Consider the following 20,833-nt stretch of genomic DNA (forward strand, 5'->3'; position numbering starts at 1 on the left):
ATACCTCCATTATTATTCATCTGATTCATTAACTCCCGCTAAATAGGCAATTTTTTCCCGTAATTCCGTTGCTTTCTTTTCAGGAATAGCTGGTATTTCATGTACCGAAGCCATTGTTCCTATTTTTATCGTCGACAAACCAAATTTTCGTAAGAGCGGTCCTTGAATAGTATTGACATATTGTACTTTCGTCATAGGTATGATTAAATGAGTTTTCATGAATACTCCGCCATATTTCAATTGAATGTATTTCTCGTCGACATCGTAGCGCCAGGTCTTTTGTCGGTAAATAGGTACAAATATTATTTCAACTATAGAAGAAATAATGACTAGAATCACAATAAAATAGAGAATAACGCCTACCCAATTTTTCCAATCATAATAATGCTGCAAGTACAAAAGGACTGTTAATATACAAAGTGTGATGAAATACGTGATTGCATCACTTATTCGCCACACCTTCACCGCATTTGGTGAAATCTGTTGTTTTGGTTCTTTTATCGTCTGTGTCATGATCTCCCTCTTTCTAATTTATAGGAAATAAACCCTATCAATTTGAGAAACTGTACATCTAAGCAAGTTCAAGAAAAAGTAAGAATTATCCTCTCAATCTCTCACCAATACCGGACGATTTAAAAAAATTTGACAAATTTAATCCAAACACGTTATATATATGCTCATTGAAAAGTTAACCTTCGTATAAGTGGTTCCCACTCCGGTTATACTGCTCCTAAGGAAAAGCATGGAAAAGGAGCGGAATTCTGCATGAAACGTCTCAAAATCACCAACGATCACGGATGGACACCTCGGACACTTCGCAAACAGGAACGGAAAATCAAAAACACCCTTCTTCGCCAACGGGTGATGGCGGTTCGCCTGGTCATGGAAGGCTATTTGGGCAAAGAGGTGGCCTCCATGGTCAACGTGTGCCGACAAACCGTTTCCCATTATGTGTCGCTGTTCAACGAAGGCGGTCTGGAGCTCTTGCTTCATCGGGATTTCGCCCCCGGGCGGGAGCCGTTTCTCACCGAAGAACAGCAGGAAGAGATCAAACAGCTTGTGTTGACCACCACTCCCGTAGAACTGGGCTGGGACGTCGCTTCGGCGTGGAACACCAAACTCCTGCAATCCTATGTCGAAAAGCACTTCGGTGTTTGCATTTCCCGCGAAGCGTTGCGAAAACTCCTGCACCGCAAAGGGCTGTCGTGGACACGGCCGACCTACACATTGGCGAAAGGCGATCCGGATCGACAAAAGAATTTTGAGAAACAGATCGACTTCCTAAAAAAAACTTAATGGATCCTGATTCGGTCTTGTTGTACCTTGATGAAACACATATCCGCTCTTACCATGTCTTGCGGTCCACATGGTCGGCAGTCGGCCGCCAAAAACAAGTGCCGACGTTCGGCCATCATGCCCACGTATCGCTGTTTGGCGCGGTCAACATCCACGATGGCGAAACGGTGCTTCATCAAACGACCGCTGCCAATGCCGCGACGTTCTTGGATTTCTTGAGAATGCTCAAAGAGCGCTATCCGGACCGTCTCATGGTCTTGGTGTTGGATAACGCCCGCATTCACCATGCCAAAATGGTCAAGGAGTTTTTGCGGGAAGAAGGGCAGTGTTTTCACTTTATTTACCTTCCTCCCTATTCGCCACAGCTGAACCCGATCGAACGCTTATGGAAATGGCTGAAAGATACGGTGATTGCCAATGTATTTCACAAGGATCGCAACGATATCATTCAAGCCATTACTCGGTTTGTCAACTACATCCACGAACGTCCGGAGGAAGTGCTGCAGCGTTTAGGGTGTGCAGGATGACTGAGAAGTTAACTCTTCATGTTGCATGTATATAGATCCCGGGGATCCCTAGCTTTTATTTTATTATTTTTTATAGATCCCTGGCTTTTATTTTATCTAGTTCTTTCTTTCTTTTCCTAGATAAAGATTCTCTCCCACTAACCCATCCTGATACAAGAAGCACTGTTCCTCCTAATAATGCAAGTATCGCTTCCCAAGATCTTACAGGAAACATATTATTCAGATATCCGTATACAAAAAATCCAATATAAAGCAAGGGTAATATTGCACCTAAGAGCACATGTCCTCTTTTAGAAATTAAATATTGAAAAACTAAAACTAAAACAGCTATCGAGAATTGTAAAATATGTTCCATTTTTATTCTCCCTTTTCCTTTTCCCTTTTGTATTTATCAATAATAATTTTTGCAACATCTAAACTTATACGCTCATCAATGACGAGATTTTTAATCATGTTTACAAATTCGACGTCTTCTTCCTTGCTATGCAATTCGATTTTTTTTATCAATCTGTCTAACATCGTACGTACAGTAGGATAAGATACTTTATAATCGCGCGCCATAGCTTTCAATGATCCAGAATTCAAAATAAACTTTCTTATAAACTCTAATGATTCTTTATCTAGAGATAGTACCCATGATGGAATTTCATCTCTTTCCATATAACCACCCCTTTTTTAATTATATTAATTCATTTTTTAATTTTATTCAAGCATTTTTAAATAAAAATAAATTGATATACCAATTTTTTTAAACGATTAACATTCGGTATTTTTATATTCAGTGAACTATCCTCCACCTATGCTTCGTTTAGAAGTAGGACTTCTCGGTTAATCGTATCTAACGATACGATAGGACCGAACTATCAAGCCGGTTCCATGCTCTATATAGGATTATGCTAATAACCGCAATCCTTCCTTTTTGATGTTGAGTGCATTATCCCAATCTCTATCAGCTACAAAACCGCATTTGCATTGGAATGTACGTTCAAATGGACAACGAATCTTTGACGCAACCACAACAAGAGATTTGACAAAAGTACAGAAAATTACTTTAAAAGTAATAAAACTAAAATTGTAAATAGAGGACAAAGCCTAAGCGTTAAAGAACTTCCTCTGTGATGTTCGATGTACGCTAAAAAGTTATTTACCGGCCGTTCAATCACGTTGTTTATGGCAAACTAAAAATGTAACGTTTGGCAATTAATTTATGCAGGTCCTATAAAACAAAAAACCACTTGCCAACATTCCCCAAATACACTACCCTCCTAGTTGGACAAAACAGTTCAACGGGAGGTATTCAAGGAGATGTTAGCAGTGGCTGAAATTCATTATATCAGATATGAAGCAAACCAAAAAGGATGTTCCTATTCCGATATTGCCAAAAGAATGAATCGTGATCCAAGAACAGTGAAGAAGTATGCGGAAATGGAAGACTTCAATCCCTCAAAAGTTAAACAAACGAGAAAAGCGAAAGTGATGGATCCAGTGAAACCGATATTGGATCAATGGATTAAAGAGGACTTGACAAAGAAGAAAAAATATCGAAGAACTGCGAAACGAATGTATGAAATCTTAAAAGAAGAATATGGATTTACATCCTCCTGTTTGATAGTGTGGTCAATGAATATCTTACCAGGGAGAGAGTCCTTTTTTCATGTTTCCTGCTTGGGATCCTACCGCGCTTCGCTTGGTGGCCCCGATGAGGGGGATTGCGAACCTACGTTCCCACCCCCCCTCATCGGGGAATTCTAAGAATTTCTCCCACAAACATTTTACTCACACTAGAGGTAAAGGTTATTACAATCTTCATGTTTTTCCCTCTGCTTGTTGTTAAATCAACACAATGAAAATCAAAATCCCTCTCAGATCGAGGTTCCAGAACAGTGTATCAAATGTGTTTCTTTTATTGTCTATTTGTAGGGAGATAAAATACTGTTAATATGTTACTTTTATGTTACTTTTTTACTATTAATTCATAAAGCCGTTTTGAACCGATATATACTACATGAATAGATAAATACATGAGGAACAAAAATAAGGAAACATAAAGACGACCTTTATCTGTCATTACAATTTCATTAGACACAAGAGAATAAATCAAAACATAAAAATAGAAAAAGGCAAGCATCAGAAGTGCTTCAGAAAGAAAACCAAGAATTCCTTTCGAGCGGTTCAAGATTATAGAAAAAATCGTATCTACCACCCCTGTTATGACTAAAGTAGTTATAAAAAATTTTAGGATAATTTTGATAGAAGAAAAGGTTCCAAACGAATTAATACGGACATCGGTTGTCAACGAAACAAAATGTATTACTAAATAAAAAAGTAGGAAAGGTAATGAAATAATGGCTAAGCACATAAAGGATACAACTGTTATTGCAAAGATGTGATCTGAAACAGAATATTTATTTCTACTTTTTTCTTTTTTTATCATATCCAAAATCCCCTCTTTTTGTAAATTTATATATTGGATAATAGATCTTTATATGGTAATATAATACATGGAATAAAATACTATAAATTTGGGGAGGTTTCAATATGAAACTGTAGTTGAGCAATTTTAATTACAATAATTACCATGTAAAAGAGACAAACAGGGTACCCCTTATGCCACGTGGAGCTGTTTTTTCACGGTATCAATGGGAATATTTTGTTTCGCTGCACGGTAAATGAACTCCACGAGGCTATGTCCTTTTCTCTTGCGCAGAAGATCGAGCCCATCAGAAAAATCGCTGTTCGACTCGAACATGCTGTACACGTAAGCAAGCTGCACCAAGATCCAGTAGCGTTTCACCGCCCGACGTCCGCGAACGCGGTATCCATCGAGTTTCAGCTGGTCTTTCGCTTGACGGAAAAAACATTCGATCGACCAACGCTGGGCATAGTAGCGCAAGATCTCTTCATCGCTTAGATCCCGGTCGGTGCTCAAGACGCAGTGAAGATGTTCCGATGTCATCGGCTGATCGGCTTTCCAAGCGAGCAGCACCACGGCATCATCGAGACCTTTGAGAGAGCCTTCGTAGCGATAAACCCGATAACGCTCTTCTCCCACCGTGACGAGGTGAGTGTCTTTCGGTTCGATGTAGCGGGCAAACTCCCTCACCTGAACCGCAATGCCTTTTGGATAAAGAAGCCGATTGGCCTTGAGCATTGCGATTACGTGGAATCCCTTTTTCAGACAAGCTTCCACGAGCGTTTGCGATGGATACCAAGAGTCCATCAGCACATAAACAGGACGGTGTACATCCAAAGAAGAAAGCATCTCGATCGCGAGTTCCCCCTTGCTTTTCCCAGCCGCCTTGTCGTAGAGGCGGAACGCAAAGGGAAAAGCCTGGGTCATCGTATGAACCATGAGCCAAACAAGAGAATGTCCCCAGATCGACTTTTTCTCTGTGTGAGAATAGTGCCAATCACACCCTTGAATGGCGTGCGTTGCCTGTGACGAAGGCTTGGTTTTTTGGCAAATCGTATCATCGATCGAAACAAAAAGGGGTTGATTCTCCTGTTTGGCGATGCGTTCGACACGACGAAGCATCCACTGTTGAAGTTTGCGAAGCAGCGTCTCTTCATCCCAAGGGCTTTTCGTGAAAAAATGGCTGAGTGTCGTGCGGTGGTTCGGATGAAAGCTCCAATGATGAAGATCGGTCAATGTTCCCGCAAATCCTTTGGTGGTCAGCGCATCCACGATATGAACGAGATGCTTCATGACAGGTTTTGAAAAATAAAGTGCCAACCCCAACATCGTGAAAAACTTGTGGATTCCTTGATGATGTGCTAATCTATTCATGAGACATGAACCTCCTTGTGAATAGTTTTGGTGACACATCTATTCTAATCAAGGAATCGGGTTCATGTCTCTTTTTTTGTTTGGTTGTAAATTTATGTTAGCGAATTTGCTCATCTACAGTATGAAAAATAAAACTTTAATGAAAACAGTAATTTTTGCAACTTCATTTTCTGTTTTATGTACTACTTTCACACCTCTCTCATCTACTTTTGCTGCTGAAAATGATAATACAGCAGTAGTTAATAATCAGGTAACAAACGAAACACCTGAATCTCTACTAGAATATATAGAAATTGAAGGAGCCCCTAGTACTGTAGAAGATACTAGAGACTTTATTCAGTATGCTGCGACTACAGAGGAATTTCAAAGATATATCGGTGAAGAAATAGCTCAAGACGATGTAGCTCATGCTTCAGGAGTCGTAGGCGGAACACTAAAAGCTATTAAAGCATTTGGTTGGATTTGTAGAGTTGGTGGAAAAACTCTAAAATATGCTATTAGACCTCTATCTCCTTCTAAAGCAAAATTAATTGATCAATATGCTAGAAAAATAGCCTATGCAACTGAAAGATTAGAGTCGGGAACAAAATCAGCATTAATTTCAGCGTTAAAGAAAGCAGGGGTTCCTGGTAAAACTGCTGAGGCTTTAGCAGAAATTATTTTATGGCTAGTATAAATAAAAATAAAATTAAAGTTAAATTAAAGATGACTCAGATGTTAAGAATAATTTGGGTCATCTCCTTTTTTTAGAGATATTCAATAATACCTAATAATTAATAAAGGGGGTTAAGACCATACTAAAGAAAATTATTTCAGTAGCTCTGTTATTAACAATCATTTTATTAATTTTCTTCTTTTTATTAAATAGCTCCAAAAGCCATAATAATCCGCCAAAAAAAGAAGTTGGTAATTTAAAAATACAGCAAAGAGAAGATGGTGATTTAAATTATAAGCAAACTATTACGTGGGGAGTTAAAGACACAGTAATTAAAAAAATAAATAGTAATACATTAGCATTGCATAAATATAGTTAGAATTTTCTGTTAATTATTTTTTGTGAATTTGTGCCAAAAAGACAAAACCTAAAGAAAGGTGGCACTGCCCATTTGGTAAATATATACAGTTAAACCAGAGCGACAACGACAAAAGGGAGATTATGGACTGGCTCGCCCATCAAATTTTCGCAACCAAACATAAGCTGGTTTCCACAGAGCTCTCTTTAACCAACGAGTAATTCGAAGTAGGGATTTCTTACTTTTCATCTCCAATTGAATGAGAACATGTAAGCAATACGTGATAAGGGCTAAGAAAATTTGATTTTGAATAGCTGTTTCACTCATTCCATAAAAGTGCTTAATTTCCACGTGTTGCTTGAGCCATTTGAAAAAGAGTTCAATAGCCCAGCGAGATCGGTAAATATCACTTATCTCTTCTGGTTTTAAATCAAATCGGTTGGTGATGAAACGAAGTAAGTTCCCTTTTGTGTCCATAACTTCTAGTAGACGATAGACATTTTCAGTACGATTTTGTGTGGTACCAATGTAGACCATTTTATCGGATAGAACGTGACAATCATCAGGAAGTGAAAATGTATAGACTTCACGAATGACTGCGTTTTTCTTCAGTCTTGAAACGAAGAAATAGCCATCATCTGTCATCCGGTCAAAACGTTCATAGTCCACATAACCGCGGTCAAACACATACATGGCTTCTTTATCATCCACTAGGACTTCGAGTTGATTTCGGTCATGTTCTTTTGCTGTCGTAATCACTGCTTTTTCAGGATAGACGGTGTCTTTATCCATGAAAACGAGCCGTAAGTGTAGCTTTACACCAGCTTTTGTTTTCCGGAATTTTGCCCATTTATAATTGGTCAAGTTCAACGGGAGTGTACTTGAATCAATGATTTTCAGTGGCATATTCTTTCCGTTTTGATAATGGTACCGTTGAATTTTCCAAACAAGATCCAAGAACAAATTTGCAAGAATTAGTGGGTGGATCTGATTGTTTTTTCGGGATAGCTGAGAGGCACTTATCGATTCAAATCCGAGTGCTTTTTGAAGATCTTCGTCTACAAGTGCATCACTCATTTCCTCTAAGCTCTTAAATTCGAGCAGCTGGGCTACCAATAAAAGTTTAATATAGGCTTCTGTTGTCAGCTTTTTTGTGTAATAGTCCTGTTTCAATTCTTTGACTTGTTCGCTAAGTTTTTGAATATTTATGGGTGAAACCCATTTACCAAATGATGAAATTAGTGTATTCTTGTCCATAAAGATTATCCTTTACGATTGGATTTGGGCAGGAACCACCTGTACTTCCATTGTAAAGGATTTTTTTGTTTCGAAATCAATAAAAAATTGAACATTCTTAGTATTTTGAATCATCAGATTTAATTACTGCAATGCTAGTGATTCCATGTTTTTGCTAAAATATCTAAATATTGGGGGGGAGGGAATAAAAACTGAAGATCATTTTGTTAAAGAAAGCGTCATCATGGAAGTCTTGACTGCACGCGCATTTTGTCGATTATAAAAAAATTCTTGATTCATGCCGCCAGTTGCAACATCATCTACAGGTTATTTGCTCGGAATGTGCTTTTCGGCGAATATGAGTTTTACACCATACTAAAATCTTCGCCTTTATAAAACATCATTCATTTTTGAATATAAAATTTAACAAATTAGAATAAAAATTAAAAAATAATCGAAAAAATTATTATTTAGCTGCCGATATATACAGTGGACACTAATAATGAATTTTGAAGGGGAAATCAACCAATGTTTAAAAAAAGAAAACAAGTTCCATCACTTTTTGAAAAACAAGTAGATCTTCAACAAGTAAAACTTGAAGTGACTGATGAAAAATATCAAAGACAATTAGCGATGGTTGGCCTAACAAAGGATGATCTTATTTGTACTCTTATATTAAAAGATGCGATTGAAGAAAACATAAAGTTTATTATCGATGCATTTTATGATGCTCTCCATCAAGAACAATTTTTGATTGACTTAATTAATAAATACAGCTCGATCGAAAAGCAGAAGGAAAGATTGAAAAAACATGTGCTGCTTATGTTTAGCGGATCCTTAACAGATGAAGATATAACAAGAATGAAGCGGATTGCTGTAGCCCACGTCCGCATTGGATTAGATACGATTTGGTACATGAGTTCATTCCAGCAATTACAGAAATCAATTTTTTCCGTTGTTGCGAAAGCGTGTCCATCGAAGGAAGATTATCATAAAGCGGTGGTCACCATTGCAAAAATGTTAAACTTTGAACAGCAAATTGTGTTGGAAGCATATAATGAAGAGTATTTAAAAAGACGGCAAAAAATCGAAAAGGAAAAACAGGAGCTTCATGAAAACATCGCCCAAACCTCCATTCGTCTTGCTGATCTTATTGAATCAGCCAATTCAGCTATACAAAAAATTAACGAACGATCCAAACAATTTGCCTTAATTGCAGTTGATCGTTTTGAAACAGCGGCATCAACCGAAGCAGAGGTCAGTTCAAGGAGAGAAGACTTGAATTTTCACTCCGGTTTAATGGTCAATATAAAAGAACGGACTGATGATATTGCTTTAAAAATAAAGTCGCTTGAACAAACTTCTGAAAAAATTAATCATGTCGTCTCGATTGTTACTTCTATTGCTGAACAAACTAACTTGCTGGCTTTAAATGCCGCAATTGAATCGGCGCGCGCAGGGGAATACGGGAAAGGATTCGCTGTTGTTGCTAGTGAAGTGAGAAAGCTGGCGGAAGAAACAAAAAATTCCGTGCTTGGCGTTTCCAATTTAATTGAGGAAATCAGAGCGAAAATTAACGATACCGCTTCATCTATTGTGGAAGTAACAGAGCTTACAAGCAATGGTTCGCAAAGAATGAAAGAGATGAACCAATTCTTCGACAATATTTTGTATGCCTTCGACAAAAATAAAGAACAAACTGAAAAGACGAAAAATGAACTCGAAAACTTTGCTGAAATCATTGATGATATAACAAATTTCATTGCGCAAATCAATGAGACTTCAGAACATTTAAAAAAGCTGGCCAATCATATATAAAGGTCCTTTTTCAAGCTGGCGACAAAAGGGGCTGTCCGAAAAGTCGATTGAATCGACCTTGGGCTCAGCCCTTTTTTCTGTTTTTAGGGTACAAAAAAATCGTCCTTTTTTATAGAATGAAATTGACCAAAAAACATTCTACAGAAAGGACGATTTCTTATGAATAATCAAATGACTATTCAAGAAAATTATAACACGCAATTAGAAATGACTCTAGAGGGTATTCAAAAAATAGAGGTTCAAAAGAATAAGAAACGCAAAAAACTAGTTTTCCAACCTTATTGCAATCGTCAAGTCATGAGCATTTTAGATATCGAAATGTATATTCCTGAAAATCATGTCGCCCGTTTAGTGGATGAAATGGTGGAATCGATTCCGGATGAAGTGTTGTATACTCATTATGTTGGTGGGGGTCGTGCACCCTATCACCCTAAAATGTTATTGAAAGTGATTTTATATGCGTACACTCAAAATGTTTATTCAAGTCGGAAAATAGCGCAAATGGTGAAAGAAAATCTTCCGATGATGTGGTTGGCGGGATTGCAAACCCCTGACCATCGCACAATAAATGATTTTCGTAGTGTTCGTATGTCAAACATGATGGATTCTGTATTTGAACAATTTGTCCTTCAACTAGTAGAACAAGGACTTATCGACCTCGACCATATTTTTGTGGATGGTACGAAAATAGAAGCGAATGCCAACAAATATACGTTTGTATGGCGAAAATCCGTAGAAAAATATGATCAGAAACTACGAGCCAAAATTCAATCGTTTCTACAAGAAGCGCACCAAATCGCCTTGGAGGAATTAAAAGAAGAACAATTAGAAGAAGAATTAGAAAAATCATCGGCACAACTTTCTGAGAGAATAGAAGCTTTGGAAAAAGATTATAAACAGGAAGAAGACAAAGAAAGAAAAAAAGAACTTCGCTCTAAAAAATCCCAACTCACCAAACAACTGAAAACGATTCAAACGGATTATCTTCCACGATTACGAAAATACAAAGTACAAAAACAGATTCTAGGTGAACGAAATAGCTACTCGAAAACCGACCATGAGGCCACTTTTATGCGAATGAAAGAGGACCATATGAAAAACGGCCAACTCAAGGCGGGTTATAATGTTCAACTCGCCACACAACATCAATTTATCGTGGGATTTGAAATTTATCAAAATCCAGGAGATACTCGCTGTTTCCAACCATTTATGGAAAAGTTATTGGAATCGATGCCGAAGGAAAAGAAACTCAAGTATGTCATTGCCGATGCAGGATATGCGAGTGAAGAAAACTATTTATATGCGATTGGCGAAGAAAAAGAACCTCGTTTTGAATTATTAGCCCCATACCAAACCTATTTGAAGGAACAAAGTAAAAAGTTTAAAAAGGATTTATCAAAAGTACAAAACTGGAAATACATCGAAGAAGACGATTGCTTTATCTGTCCGAACAATCGGAAAGTCGTATTCAAGTATTATCAAAAAAGAAAAAATGCATCTGGATACATACAAGATTTGAAAGTGTACGAGTGTGAAGATTGTACGGATTGCCCGTTGAAGAATGGGTGTACGAAAGCCAAAGGAAATCGTCGAGTATATTGGAACACGATTTATGAAGAAATGAAAGCGAAAGCCAAAGCAGCTCTTGGTGACGAACAAAAGGCAGCTCTTTATGCGAAGCGTAAAGTGGATGTCGAAAGTGTGTTCGGTAACATCAAGGGCAATTTGCGTTTCACTCGATTTCTGTTACGGGGGCTTCATAAAGTCCGAACAGAATTCGGGATTGTGGCAATGGCCCACAACATACTGAAATGGGCCGCAAATTCCCAAACCAATTTCAAAAATAAGGAAACAGAGCGAATGGAAAAACTCATTGTTTTCTCCATTCGCTCTGTTTTTATGGACTTTTTAGACAAGCCCTTGATTATTTATTTGGATGAATCTTCAAAAAGCTGAACAGCCTTTATCCGCTAAAATAGTTGAGTCGTAAAAGGAGATCCAATTGATCGCTTGAAGGTTAAAAAATGAGGATACATGTTCATATATTGAACATAGTATCCCAACAAATAGTATGTGTTGATTTTTTTATACCCCAAGATATTTATGCTGGATATCAGCATTATTCAGTGATTTCTTTTTTGTAAGAAAATAATATCTGCGGTAACTTCTGTTCCTGCGTTCTTAAATGAAGTAATCAGAAAAATCAGTATTTTCAAATCCGTCAATAGTAAGCTTTTTGATATAACTGTTTAGCGATCCGACCGGATAAATCATCTAATTCAACACCATAAAAAACACTGTCTGATAAAGTTTCCGGTAAAAGGCCCATGAAATTTCCAATCCCGCAAGAAAATTCCAAAATATTTCCTTTTTTAAATCCCATATTTTCAAGAGCCTGATACATAGCTTTAATAATAACCGGAGAAGTATAATGCGAGTTTAAAGTAGATTCTCTAGCACTTGCATATTCTGCATCAGTTAACAATTCCTTTAGTTCAATATATTCATTTGCCCATGCTTCATTATCTTTATCAAAAGCCGAAGATAGCCCTCCCCATCCAACATAACGCGATAATACTTCTTGTTCTTCAGGAGTGGCTAATCTATTTTCTGCTTCTATCTTCTTCAAAGTCTTAATAGCTTCTATATTCCAATTAAATTTCGTTTTAGGACCTGCAGCACCTAATTCATTATTGGTAATGTGAAAATTTTTAGAAATAGAAACAGCAGTGGCATTTTGTTCCACTGCTGTTTTATTGATTTCTTTTTCCGTAATAGAAAAAGCAGTGGGATTTTCCTCCACTGCTACTGGGAATAAACTCAATTGTTCTTCTTCTTTTTCATCTATACGTAAATCATTTCCCGTAAGATGACTTCTTCTGCCATCGCCCGGATATTGTTCACTTCTTGGATCCATTTCATCTGATCTTCGGCTTTGAGTTCCTCTGTCACTCCGTATTGTTCCATCAACTTTTTCGTCATTATTTCCATTCGCTTGTTCGCTTGCTCGTTGATGTCGACTAGATGTTGATGAAGCTGACCTTGAATCGATAGACTCTCGTAGAGTATCATGTTGTTTTCCATCAGATGTTTTCTCCTTAGGCTGCCATACTTTCCTATCGGCTTTTCGTTCATTGTTAACTCCAAGTTGGGAATTAGATATTCCCCCTCTCCCTCTAAGCGATAAGTCCCGCCCTCTTTCTCGAAACTCGATTCCTTCACTACTGGAGTGTATATCCCGTTCTCCACGTAATATTCCTTTTCTCCCAGAGTCACTTTTTTCATTTTCTTCATTACCCCTTTAATATGCCTTTTAGAGGCTTCATTTTCGCTTCTAAGCCGTTCTTTTTCTGTGCTTGTATTATAACTTGCGGCAACATTTTCCCGCAAGTTTTTATTTGTTCTTTCTAGGGACTGTTTTTCAAATTCTTGAATCTTAGTTGAAATGTTGGTGTAATTACTCATGGTTTCAGCAACTAATAGATGATGTATAAAATTTTGTGTAAAGTATTTTGCTAGACCAAAAGAAAAAAGGTAGGGTATCTCTGATTTGACCAACAACACATTCCAGAGAAAGGAGAACCCTACCTATGTCTAAAAGTATATCGAATGTAGACTGGGTCAATCAACTGGAAAGTGCGATTCGCCAATTAGAACTCATCATGCGTGAAGAAATAAAACATTTCCTCGAAATGGAACAGGCTGGAACGTCGAATATGAGAAACGGTTACTATCAACGAAATCTAGATACGCAATATGGCCGGATTGAAGGTCTTTTGGTCCCAAGAGACTGAAACGGGGAATTCAAACGCAGTTGTTTCCCCCTTACCAACGTCATACCGGCTGGCTCGGAGAAGCTGTCATCAAGATGTATCAAAGTGGCATGAGTACGCGGGAGATTGGCAAGTTTATTGAACGAATTTTTGGAATGCTTATTCTCCTGCAACGATCAGTCGTATGACCGATGTCGTGAAGGAATACATCGAGAAATGGCACACTCGTCCTCTACATAAGCGTTATTCCGTCTTATATTTGGATGGGTTGTACGTGAAACTTCGTCGAGATACGGTAGAAAAAGAGGTCATGTATGTGTTGTTAGGTGTAAACGAAGAAGGATATCGGGAAATTCTTGATTTTTTCGTAGGAGGAAAGGAAAGCGCCTATGGATGGCAGGAGATTCTCCAACAACTATATAACAGAGGCGTAAAGGAAGTGCTTCTGGGCGTATTCGATGAACTAACGGGGCTGGAAGAAGCCTTTAAAGCTATTTATCCGAAAGCCGATGTGCAGCGTTGTGTCGTTCACAAAGTCCGTAACACACTCAGTCGTGTTCGGAAAAAAGACCAATTCGAAATGGCGGAAGATTTGAAACTCATTTATCGATCTCCGAATAAAAAAATTGCACTGGAGATGTTTCACCAGTTTGAGTCAAAATGGTCGAGCAAGTATCCGAGAGAAGTGCAATCGTGGGGAAATGAGTTGGATGTCCTTCTTACCTTTATGAATGATCCAAGCAGTATCCGACCAATGCCATCGAACGAACGATCAAGGAGATTCGGAAACGTCTAAAGCCGATGAACAGTTTGAGCAGTTTAGAAGCCGCGGAAAAAGTCATGTATTTGACCATCCAAGACTTTAATGAGAAATGGGCAGGGCGAAAGTTGCGAGGATTTTCCGAAACTCATGAAGCCCTCCAGTGAATGTTTGAAGAACGTTATGATTAACCAAATAATGTAAATCGATAAGATGATGGGATCTCCCTTTCCACACAGGAGACTGAATATTCAGTCTCCTGTGTGGAAGAAACAGGCCCTCTCTATTCTAAATCCATTTCAGAGATGCCCTATCTATCTTACATTACACAAAATTCTTGACAGTACCATTGTTACTTACTTCAATTTCTGGGTGAATGTATTTTGGAAAAATTGTTGTAGATAATACAATGAATCCTTCCGGAATATTTTTCACAAATACAACTAAATAACTCAGCTTTCGCAGTCCAAAATCTTGTTTAAATGCTTGATGTAAATGGTTTTGGGAAGTACAAAATTATCATTTGACATTTTTTAAAACATAAAGAAAGACACCTATTCTTTTGGTAAAATATTGGTGACGAAACCAAATCCAAAAGAAAGGTGTCACCACTATGATAACGAATAAAGACTACTTTGCGCAATTACCAAAAGAAATTAAACAAGGATTTTCCGAATTAAATATTGGATATCATTTAAGAAAAGCGAATATTACGAAACTTTCCGGGTATTCTTGTCTTACTGTTTTCAAACTGATTTTTCTTTTAGTCTTCCAATATAAGAACTGGTTTCGTGCTTTTATGAGTAAACGATCTCAGGATCTGCCCGGAAAGGATACAGTCTATCGCTTTTTAAATACACCAACCTATCATTGGAGAAAGTTTCTGCTTTCATTAAGCAGTGAAATGATCCGTCTGCTTCAACCATTAACTTCAAAAGATCGTGTCACAGCTTTTGTGATTGATGATTCTGTCTTTTCAAGAAACCGTAGTAAGTCGGTTGAACTGTTGGCTAAGGTTTTTGATCACTCTACCCATCAGTACTTGAAAGGGTTTCAAATGCTTACCCTTGGCTGGACCGATAGTTTTACTTTTATTCCCGTTGATTTTGCTCTTCTAAGTTCACCGAAAAAGGAAAATCGCCTGCAAGAAATCAATACCAATATTGATAAACGAACATCTGGCTATAAGCGTCGCCAGGAAGCTCTGAAATCAAAACCGGACGTGGCTTCAGCTTTACTTGATCATGCGCTTGAAAAAGGGATTATAGCTGACTATGTTCTCATGGATTCCTGGTTTACACAAGCGCCTTTAATTGAGAAGATTACGAACAAAGGGTTATTTGTCATTGGCTTGGTGAAGCAATTAAAGCAGCGATACGTTTACAATGGTGAACGTTTCACACTGAATCAACTTTACAAATTGGCAAAACCTCACATGGGTAAAAAAGACATTCGCGGATCCGTTTATGCTACTTTAGACAATGGAATTCCAGTAAAAATTCTATTTGTACGAAACCGTAATAAACGGAGCGAATGGCTTGCCATTCTCAGCACAGATACAACATTAGAAAATGAAGAGATCATTCGTATTTACGGCATGCGTTGGGACATTGAAGTCTTCTTCAAATGCAATAAATCCCTTTTAAATTTAGAGAAAGAATTCCAGGGACGTTCCTACGACATGTTAATTAGCCATACAACCATTGTTTTTACACGATATATTCTCATTGCTTGGCAAATGCGAAAAGAGGAGGATCCTAAGACGATTGGCAACCTTTTTTACATCCTTTGCGAAGATGTAAAAGACATAGATTTTATTACTGCCCTTCAATCACTTATTGACCTTTTCCAAACTTTGGCGGAAGCCGAGGTTTCTTTGAACATGGACATCTTTAAAAATCAAATGAATAAATGGTTGGCCACTATACCTAATTATATCAAGCAATGCTTAAATATTTCTGTGTGCGAAAGTTGAGTAAATAATTATCATCTACTCTAATTATTTTTGTTTTAAGTTTTTTACCACTATCAGTAACATATGCAACAAAGAATAATTTTTAAATTTATAAAGTTGTCCACAGCGGTTTCCAATCATTGTGAATTTATCCAGATGATCTGTTAATTCCCAGCATGGCTGCAATTAAGCAGCTTACTTAATTTTCTTCGTATGTAAACTCTTGTTTAATAACAACAATATGCTATCCATTCGTTCACCAAGTTTTGCTAGGTTGTGCTTTTAAAAGCAACAAACACGAAACGATTTGGACGCAGCGGACTTATTTATATTTTTATGATTAAAAACAGTAATTTAAACTTTGCTTTATGTATATTTCTCTTCCCAACACAAATAATATTTTCTGTAAAAAAATCAAAGGAGGAACAATCATATGGCTCTCATTCCTTACGATCCTTTTTCTGAGATCAACCAATTTAGACGAAACATGAATCGCGTTTTTTCTGAAAGCTTCCCGCATTTTTTTGAAAACTTTGAGACTATGAATACCCCCCGGCTTGATATTCATGAAACTGCTAATGAAGTAATTGTTACGTGTGATTTGCCCGGCCTTGAAAAAAAGGAAGACGTTGACATTCATCTTGATCGCAACGTTCTTACGATCAGCGGCACAATTCAAAGAAGCAAAGAAGTAAAGGAAGAAGAAATGCATAGACGCGAACGGTTTGTAGGGCGGTTTCACCGCGCTGTTGCATTGCCGGCAAATGTAAAAGAAGAAGAAGTGAGCGCGACATATAAAAATGGCGTTTTGGAAATCCGTATTCCAAAACAAACCGAAAACAACAAAAAGAAAATTGATATTCAGTTTCATTAATTGTTTCGTGAGGTTGCAAAATTTCAATCAGCCTCACTTTTTTATTGCAATTTTCGCCAAGTACGATTATGATGAATATATAACATCAAAAATCTATATATTGTGTAATCAAAAACAATTAAATACTATATATTGAAAACCTAACGACAAAGGTGCTGTTTTCAGCTTAAAAGGGAATCCGGTGAGAATCCGGAACTGTCCCCGCAACTGTGAGTGCTACGAAATGAATAATCCACTGTACGGTTCGTATGGGAAGGATTCAAAGTAGGATGAAGCACGAGTCAGGAGACCTGCCTTTGTCCGAACGTTTCTAATTCTTCGGGGGTTGGGAAGATGAAACGATGGTTTGAATGGAGTAGTTTCGCCTTGTAAACTGCCTCCCTTTTAATCATCGTTTGATCCGCTCAGCTTCCTGAGCGGTTTTTTATTTTGATAAGGAGGATGTTTGATGAATATTACGAAAGCATTAAATCTATACGAGGTTTTTCAAAATCATTTTAACAGGAGCGATTGGGAGCTTTATCTAAGACAGCTTGAAAAAAAGTTTCCATCCCTTTCCTTTCATGAATACAGCGAGAGAGTGTCGACAACCCTACAATACCAGCAGATTGATGATCTTGAAAAATTTACAAACCTGCTGATTATTGAAGCTTTAGCAAACATTTCGGAAAGTGAGCCGGATTGGACTTTTTTAGCTGCACACGTATTTCTTGAAAAAATTTACTATGAAGCGAGCCAAAACAGAAATTACAACCAACCGGGCTACGGCGATTTTTATTTGTTAATCGAAACATTAACCGATCTTGGAATCTACAGCCCTCTTTTGCTAGAGCATTATTCAAAAGAGGAAATTATGGAGCTGGGAAATGCCATTGATCCTGAGAAGGACAAGCTGTTTACATACATCGGATTAAGGACCCTTTACGACCGGTATTTAGCTAAAGATTTTTATAAACGAACATTTGAGCTTCCACAGGAACGTTTTATGATCATCGCTATGACGTTAATGATCAACGAGCATCCGTCCAAACGTTTGCATCTTGTAAAGGAAGCGTATTGGGCATTGAGCCATTTATATATGACGGTTGCAACACCGACATTGGCTAATGCAGGAAAATCAGTCGGTCAGCTTTCAAGCTGCTTTATTGATACGGTAGACGACAGCCTTCAAGGCATTTATGATTCGAACACTGATATTGCCAATGTTTCTAAAAGCGGCGGAGGCATTGGAGTTTATTTAGGGAAAATCAGAAGCCGCGGAAGCGATATCCGGGGGTTCAAAGGAGTTTCATCAGGTGTCATTCCTTGGATGAAGCAATTAAATAATACGGCAGTGAGCGTCGACCAGCTCGGCCAAAGAAAAGGAGCAATTGCCGTTTATTTGGATGTTTGGCATAAAGATATTTTCGCCTTCCTAGATGCAAAATTAAATAACGGAGATGAACGGCTGCGCACCCATGATTTATTTACAGGTGTATGCATTCCTGACCTATTTATGGAGCAAGTTGAAAAGCGCGGGGACTGGTATTTGTTCGATCCCCACGAAGTTCGCAAAGTCATGGGATTCAGTCTGGAAGATTATTATGATGAAGAAAAAGGTAACGGCAGCTTTCGGGAAAAATATTTTGAGTGCGTGAATCATCCTTCCTTATCTAAAGAAAAAGTGCCTGCGATTGAAATAATGAAACGGATTATGATCAGCCAGCTTGAAACGGGAACACCTTTTATGTTTTATCGGGATGAAGTGAATCGAAAAAACGCAAACAAGCATGCCGGCATGATTTATTGCAGCAATTTATGCACAGAGATTGCGCAAAATCAAAGTGCTACTACTGTTGAAGAACAATATGTTGAAGATGGAAAAATTGTCATTGTGAAAAAGCCCGGCGATTTCGTCGTCTGCAACCTTTCTTCCATCAACTTGGCACGGGCTGTCCCAGACAACGTTCTGGAACGTTTAATCCCTATTCAAGTGCGGATGCTGGACAACGTTATCGATTTAAATAACATTCCGGTATTACAGGCAAAGCTTACAAATGAAAAATACCGTGCAATCGGTCTTGGAACGTTTGGCATGCATCATTTATTTGCACTAAAGGAAATTACATGGGAAAGCGACGAGGCAGTCCAATTTGTCGACCAATTATATGAAAAAATTGCGTATTTAACCATTCAGTCGAGTATGGAGCTCGCAAAAGAAAAAGGCGCATACCCTCTCTTTAAAGGCTCGGAGTGGGATACAGGGCGATATTTTGAAATCCGCGGTTATACGTCAAAAAAATGGCAGGAATTAAAGGAAAAAGTGCAGACTTTTGGAATTCGCAACAGCTATTTAATGGCGGTCGCACCGAACGCATCGACCTCCATTATAGCCGGAAGCACAGCAAGCATCGATCCAATTTTCCAAAAAGTTTATTCAGAGGAAAAGAAAGACTACAAAATTCCAGTTACCGTTCCCGACTTAAATGCGAAAACGACTTGGTATTATAAATCCGCTTATTTGATCGACCAAACATGGAGCATTAAACAAAATGCAGTGCGCCAGAAACATATTGACCAGTCCATTTCCTTCAACTTTTACGTCCTAAACACGATTAAAGCGAAAGAATTGCTGGAGCTTCATTTGACAGCTTGGAAATCCGGATTAAAAACAACGTATTATGTCCGTTCGACATCAAGCGACATTTATGAATGTGAATCATGTGCAAGTTAAGGAGGAATTAATATGGAGCAAACATTAACAAAACGAGTTATTATGGATCCTGATGCACCAAACCGTTCAACAGCAATAGTGAACGGAAAATGTTCCAACGTGCTCAATTGGGATGATGTCGCCTACCCGTGGGCATATCCAAAATATAAACGGATGCTCGCAAACTTTTGGACACCTTTTGAAATCAATATGGCTCAAGATGTGAAGCAATTTCCTGAGCTTTCAGAAAGAGAACAGGACGCATTTTTAAAAATTATCGGCCTCTTAGCTTTATTAGACAGCATTCAAACCGATTATGCCGGAAAAGTTGCTGATTATATTACAGACTCGAGCATAAACGCCTTAATGATCTTGCTCGCTCAGCAGGAAGTGATTCATAACCATTCATATTCGTATATTCTTTCAAGCATCGTGCCTAAAAACGTACAGGATGAAGTATTTGAATATTGGCGGAACGAACCGGTTTTAAGGAAGCGAAATGAATTTGTCACCAACGGGTATAAAGCATTTGCAGAAAATCCGAATGTGGAGAATTTGTTGAAATCGATCGTCTTTGATGTCATACTGGAAGGTTTATTTTTCTATTCCGGTTTCGCATTCTTTTATAATTTAGCCAGAAACCAAAAGATGGTAGCCACTAGCACGATGATTAACTACATTAACCGTGATGAACAAATACACGTAGGTTTGTTTGAAAAAATTTTCAAAGCGGTGCTGAAGCAATATCCTGAATATGATACAGATGAACTGAAACAATTCGTTTCGAAAACATTTATGAAAGCAGCCGAGCTGGAAATCGAATGGGCCGGTGTAATTATCGGCAATGACATTGAAGGCCTGCATTTAAAAGATGTGGAGAGCTATATTAAATTTTATGCGAATTTCCGTGCCAATCAGCTGGGATTCGAACGTCCTTTTGAAGGCTATCGGACAAATCCTTTGAAATGGATACGGGCTTATGAAGAAGTGGACTTAGGAAAATCAGACTTCTTTGAACAAAAATCGAGACAATATACAAAAGTCAACACGATTGATAGCGGCTTTGATGAGTTGTAAAAATTTACGTTCTCATGATAACGGGC

Annotated in this window: 17 protein-coding genes, 2 pseudogenes and 1 riboswitch; of the genes and pseudogenes, 11 read left to right on the plus strand and 8 right to left on the minus strand. The window is 38.0% G+C overall.

All coding sequences use genetic code 11. From position 1 onward, the window contains the following. Nucleotides 1-12: 12 nt before the first annotated feature. On the minus strand, nucleotides 13-513 hold the full coding sequence (locus NST97_RS08715) for a PH domain-containing protein (RefSeq protein ID WP_095858792.1): 501 nt from the start codon (nucleotides 511-513) through the stop codon (nucleotides 13-15). Between the two features lie 252 nt (nucleotides 514-765). Between NST97_RS08715 and NST97_RS08720 the strand changes: the two genes are divergently transcribed. Both NST97_RS08720 and NST97_RS08725 read left to right on the plus strand, forming a co-directional pair. After that, complete coding sequence (locus NST97_RS08720; RefSeq protein ID WP_341343120.1) at nucleotides 766-1,296, plus strand: IS630 family transposase; 531 nt, start codon at nucleotides 766-768, stop codon at nucleotides 1,294-1,296. Next, on the plus strand, nucleotides 1,296-1,823 hold the full coding sequence (locus NST97_RS08725) for an IS630 family transposase (RefSeq protein WP_060476368.1): 528 nt from the start codon (nucleotides 1,296-1,298) through the stop codon (nucleotides 1,821-1,823). Before NST97_RS08720 ends, NST97_RS08725 begins: the two co-directional genes overlap by 1 nt. Nucleotides 1,824-1,893: 70 nt before the next feature. On the opposite strand, the gene NST97_RS08730 is transcribed toward NST97_RS08725, so the two are convergent. Both NST97_RS08730 and NST97_RS08735 read right to left on the minus strand, forming a co-directional pair. Next, nucleotides 1,894-2,178 (minus strand): hypothetical protein, encoded by a 285-nt coding sequence (locus tag NST97_RS08730; RefSeq protein ID WP_341343121.1) that lies wholly within the window; start codon nucleotides 2,176-2,178, stop codon nucleotides 1,894-1,896. A 2-nt stretch (nucleotides 2,179-2,180) separates the two neighbouring features. Then, nucleotides 2,181-2,483 (minus strand): DUF2089 family protein, encoded by a 303-nt coding sequence (locus NST97_RS08735; protein WP_013401959.1) that lies wholly within the window; start codon nucleotides 2,481-2,483, stop codon nucleotides 2,181-2,183. A gap of 645 nt (nucleotides 2,484-3,128) precedes the next feature. On the opposite strand from NST97_RS08735, the pseudogene NST97_RS08745 reads away from it, so the two are divergent. Beyond that, nucleotides 3,129-3,425: pseudogene (locus tag NST97_RS08745) on the plus strand (IS21 family transposase); the annotation flags it as partial. A 352-nt stretch (nucleotides 3,426-3,777) separates the two neighbouring features. Here the strand turns inward: NST97_RS08745 and NST97_RS08750 are convergent. After that, a complete protein-coding gene (locus NST97_RS08750) occupies nucleotides 3,778-4,257 on the minus strand; it encodes a hypothetical protein (RefSeq protein WP_090952559.1) in 480 nt (159 codons plus the stop codon). 171 nt (nucleotides 4,258-4,428) lie between these two features. After that, a complete protein-coding gene (locus NST97_RS08755) occupies nucleotides 4,429-5,610 on the minus strand; it encodes an IS701 family transposase (RefSeq protein ID WP_040037972.1) in 1,182 nt (393 codons plus the stop codon). Between the two features lie 64 nt (nucleotides 5,611-5,674). Between NST97_RS08755 and NST97_RS08760 the strand changes: the two genes are divergently transcribed. Next, nucleotides 5,675-6,286 carry a hypothetical protein gene (locus NST97_RS08760; protein WP_341343123.1) on the plus strand — a complete coding sequence of 204 codons (612 nt, stop codon included), beginning with the start codon at nucleotides 5,675-5,677 and terminating at the stop codon, nucleotides 6,284-6,286. 478 nt (nucleotides 6,287-6,764) lie between these two features. Here the strand turns inward: NST97_RS08760 and NST97_RS08765 are convergent, their stop codons facing one another. Then, a complete protein-coding gene (locus tag NST97_RS08765) occupies nucleotides 6,765-7,880 on the minus strand; it encodes an IS4 family transposase (RefSeq protein ID WP_341343124.1) in 1,116 nt (371 codons plus the stop codon). Nucleotides 7,881-8,387: 507 nt separating this feature from the next. On the opposite strand from NST97_RS08765, the gene NST97_RS08770 reads away from it, so the two are divergent. Both NST97_RS08770 and NST97_RS08775 read left to right on the plus strand, forming a co-directional pair. Beyond that, on the plus strand, nucleotides 8,388-9,677 hold the full coding sequence (locus tag NST97_RS08770; protein ID WP_199757325.1) for a globin-coupled sensor protein: 1,290 nt from the start codon (nucleotides 8,388-8,390) through the stop codon (nucleotides 9,675-9,677). 159 nt (nucleotides 9,678-9,836) lie between these two features. Beyond that, nucleotides 9,837-11,633, plus strand: coding sequence for an IS1182 family transposase (locus NST97_RS08775; RefSeq protein ID WP_341343125.1), 1,797 nt, complete (start codon nucleotides 9,837-9,839; stop codon nucleotides 11,631-11,633). Between the two features lie 265 nt (nucleotides 11,634-11,898). Here the strand turns inward: NST97_RS08775 and NST97_RS08780 are convergent, their stop codons facing one another. Together NST97_RS08780 and NST97_RS08785 are read right to left on the minus strand one after the other, a co-directional pair. Next, nucleotides 11,899-12,594: a hypothetical protein gene (locus NST97_RS08780; RefSeq protein WP_341343126.1), complete on the minus strand. Its 696-nt coding sequence runs from the start codon at nucleotides 12,592-12,594 to the stop codon at nucleotides 11,899-11,901. Then, complete coding sequence (locus NST97_RS08785) at nucleotides 12,522-13,142, minus strand: TnpV protein (protein ID WP_341343127.1); 621 nt, start codon at nucleotides 13,140-13,142, stop codon at nucleotides 12,522-12,524. Before NST97_RS08785 ends, NST97_RS08780 begins: the two co-directional genes overlap by 73 nt. 125 nt (nucleotides 13,143-13,267) lie before the next feature. On the opposite strand from NST97_RS08785, the pseudogene NST97_RS08790 reads away from it, so the two are divergent. The 5 genes and pseudogenes from NST97_RS08790 (at nucleotide 13,268) to NST97_RS08810 (ending at nucleotide 20,807) form a co-directional block, all read left to right on the plus strand. Next, nucleotides 13,268-14,377, plus strand: a pseudogene (locus NST97_RS08790) (IS256 family transposase). Between the two features lie 446 nt (nucleotides 14,378-14,823). Further along, complete coding sequence (locus tag NST97_RS08795) at nucleotides 14,824-16,185, plus strand: IS4 family transposase (RefSeq protein ID WP_087960047.1); 1,362 nt, start codon at nucleotides 14,824-14,826, stop codon at nucleotides 16,183-16,185. 412 nt (nucleotides 16,186-16,597) lie between these two features. Continuing rightward, nucleotides 16,598-17,038 carry an Hsp20/alpha crystallin family protein gene (locus tag NST97_RS08800; RefSeq protein WP_063387274.1) on the plus strand — a complete coding sequence of 147 codons (441 nt, stop codon included), beginning with the start codon at nucleotides 16,598-16,600 and terminating at the stop codon, nucleotides 17,036-17,038. A 133-nt stretch (nucleotides 17,039-17,171) separates the two neighbouring features. Next, a riboswitch (cobalamin riboswitch) is annotated at nucleotides 17,172-17,350 on the plus strand. Nucleotides 17,351-17,486: 136 nt separating this feature from the next. Next, on the plus strand, nucleotides 17,487-19,751 hold the full coding sequence (locus tag NST97_RS08805; RefSeq protein WP_340857407.1) for a ribonucleoside-diphosphate reductase subunit alpha: 2,265 nt from the start codon (nucleotides 17,487-17,489) through the stop codon (nucleotides 19,749-19,751). Between the two features lie 12 nt (nucleotides 19,752-19,763). Next, nucleotides 19,764-20,807 (plus strand): ribonucleotide-diphosphate reductase subunit beta, encoded by a 1,044-nt coding sequence (locus NST97_RS08810; RefSeq protein ID WP_341343128.1) that lies wholly within the window; start codon nucleotides 19,764-19,766, stop codon nucleotides 20,805-20,807. The last annotated feature ends 26 nt before the right edge of the window (nucleotides 20,808-20,833 follow it).

Origin of the sequence: Aeribacillus sp. FSL K6-1305 (genome assembly GCF_038050115.1) — a bacterium.
Lineage (GTDB): Bacteria > Bacillota > Bacilli > Bacillales > Aeribacillaceae > Aeribacillus > Aeribacillus composti.

What these genes read in the sequence shown, in the direction of transcription:
- NST97_RS08715 (WP_095858792.1), bottom strand. Translation starts at nt 513, where the DNA reads ATGACACAGACGATAAAAGAACCAAAACAACAGATTTCACCAAATGCG.
- NST97_RS08720 (WP_341343120.1), top strand. Translation starts at nt 766, where the DNA reads ATGAAACGTCTCAAAATCACCAACGATCACGGATGGACACCTCGGACA.
- NST97_RS08725 (WP_060476368.1), top strand. Translation starts at nt 1,296, where the DNA reads ATGGATCCTGATTCGGTCTTGTTGTACCTTGATGAAACACATATCCGC.
- NST97_RS08730 (WP_341343121.1), bottom strand. Translation starts at nt 2,178, where the DNA reads ATGGAACATATTTTACAATTCTCGATAGCTGTTTTAGTTTTAGTTTTT.
- NST97_RS08735 (WP_013401959.1), bottom strand. Translation starts at nt 2,483, where the DNA reads ATGGAAAGAGATGAAATTCCATCATGGGTACTATCTCTAGATAAAGAA.
- NST97_RS08750 (WP_090952559.1), bottom strand. Translation starts at nt 4,257, where the DNA reads ATGATAAAAAAAGAAAAAAGTAGAAATAAATATTCTGTTTCAGATCAC.
- NST97_RS08755 (WP_040037972.1), bottom strand. Translation starts at nt 5,610, where the DNA reads ATGAATAGATTAGCACATCATCAAGGAATCCACAAGTTTTTCACGATG.
- NST97_RS08760 (WP_341343123.1), top strand. Translation starts at nt 5,675, where the DNA reads ATGTCTCTTTTTTTGTTTGGTTGTAAATTTATGTTAGCGAATTTGCTC.
- NST97_RS08765 (WP_341343124.1), bottom strand. Translation starts at nt 7,880, where the DNA reads ATGGACAAGAATACACTAATTTCATCATTTGGTAAATGGGTTTCACCC.
- NST97_RS08770 (WP_199757325.1), top strand. Translation starts at nt 8,388, where the DNA reads ATGTTTAAAAAAAGAAAACAAGTTCCATCACTTTTTGAAAAACAAGTA.
- NST97_RS08775 (WP_341343125.1), top strand. Translation starts at nt 9,837, where the DNA reads ATGAATAATCAAATGACTATTCAAGAAAATTATAACACGCAATTAGAA.
- NST97_RS08780 (WP_341343126.1), bottom strand. Translation starts at nt 12,594, where the DNA reads ATGGATCCAAGAAGTGAACAATATCCGGGCGATGGCAGAAGAAGTCAT.
- NST97_RS08785 (WP_341343127.1), bottom strand. Translation starts at nt 13,142, where the DNA reads ATGAGTAATTACACCAACATTTCAACTAAGATTCAAGAATTTGAAAAA.
- NST97_RS08795 (WP_087960047.1), top strand. Translation starts at nt 14,824, where the DNA reads ATGATAACGAATAAAGACTACTTTGCGCAATTACCAAAAGAAATTAAA.
- NST97_RS08800 (WP_063387274.1), top strand. Translation starts at nt 16,598, where the DNA reads ATGGCTCTCATTCCTTACGATCCTTTTTCTGAGATCAACCAATTTAGA.
- NST97_RS08805 (WP_340857407.1), top strand. Translation starts at nt 17,487, where the DNA reads ATGAATATTACGAAAGCATTAAATCTATACGAGGTTTTTCAAAATCAT.
- NST97_RS08810 (WP_341343128.1), top strand. Translation starts at nt 19,764, where the DNA reads ATGGAGCAAACATTAACAAAACGAGTTATTATGGATCCTGATGCACCA.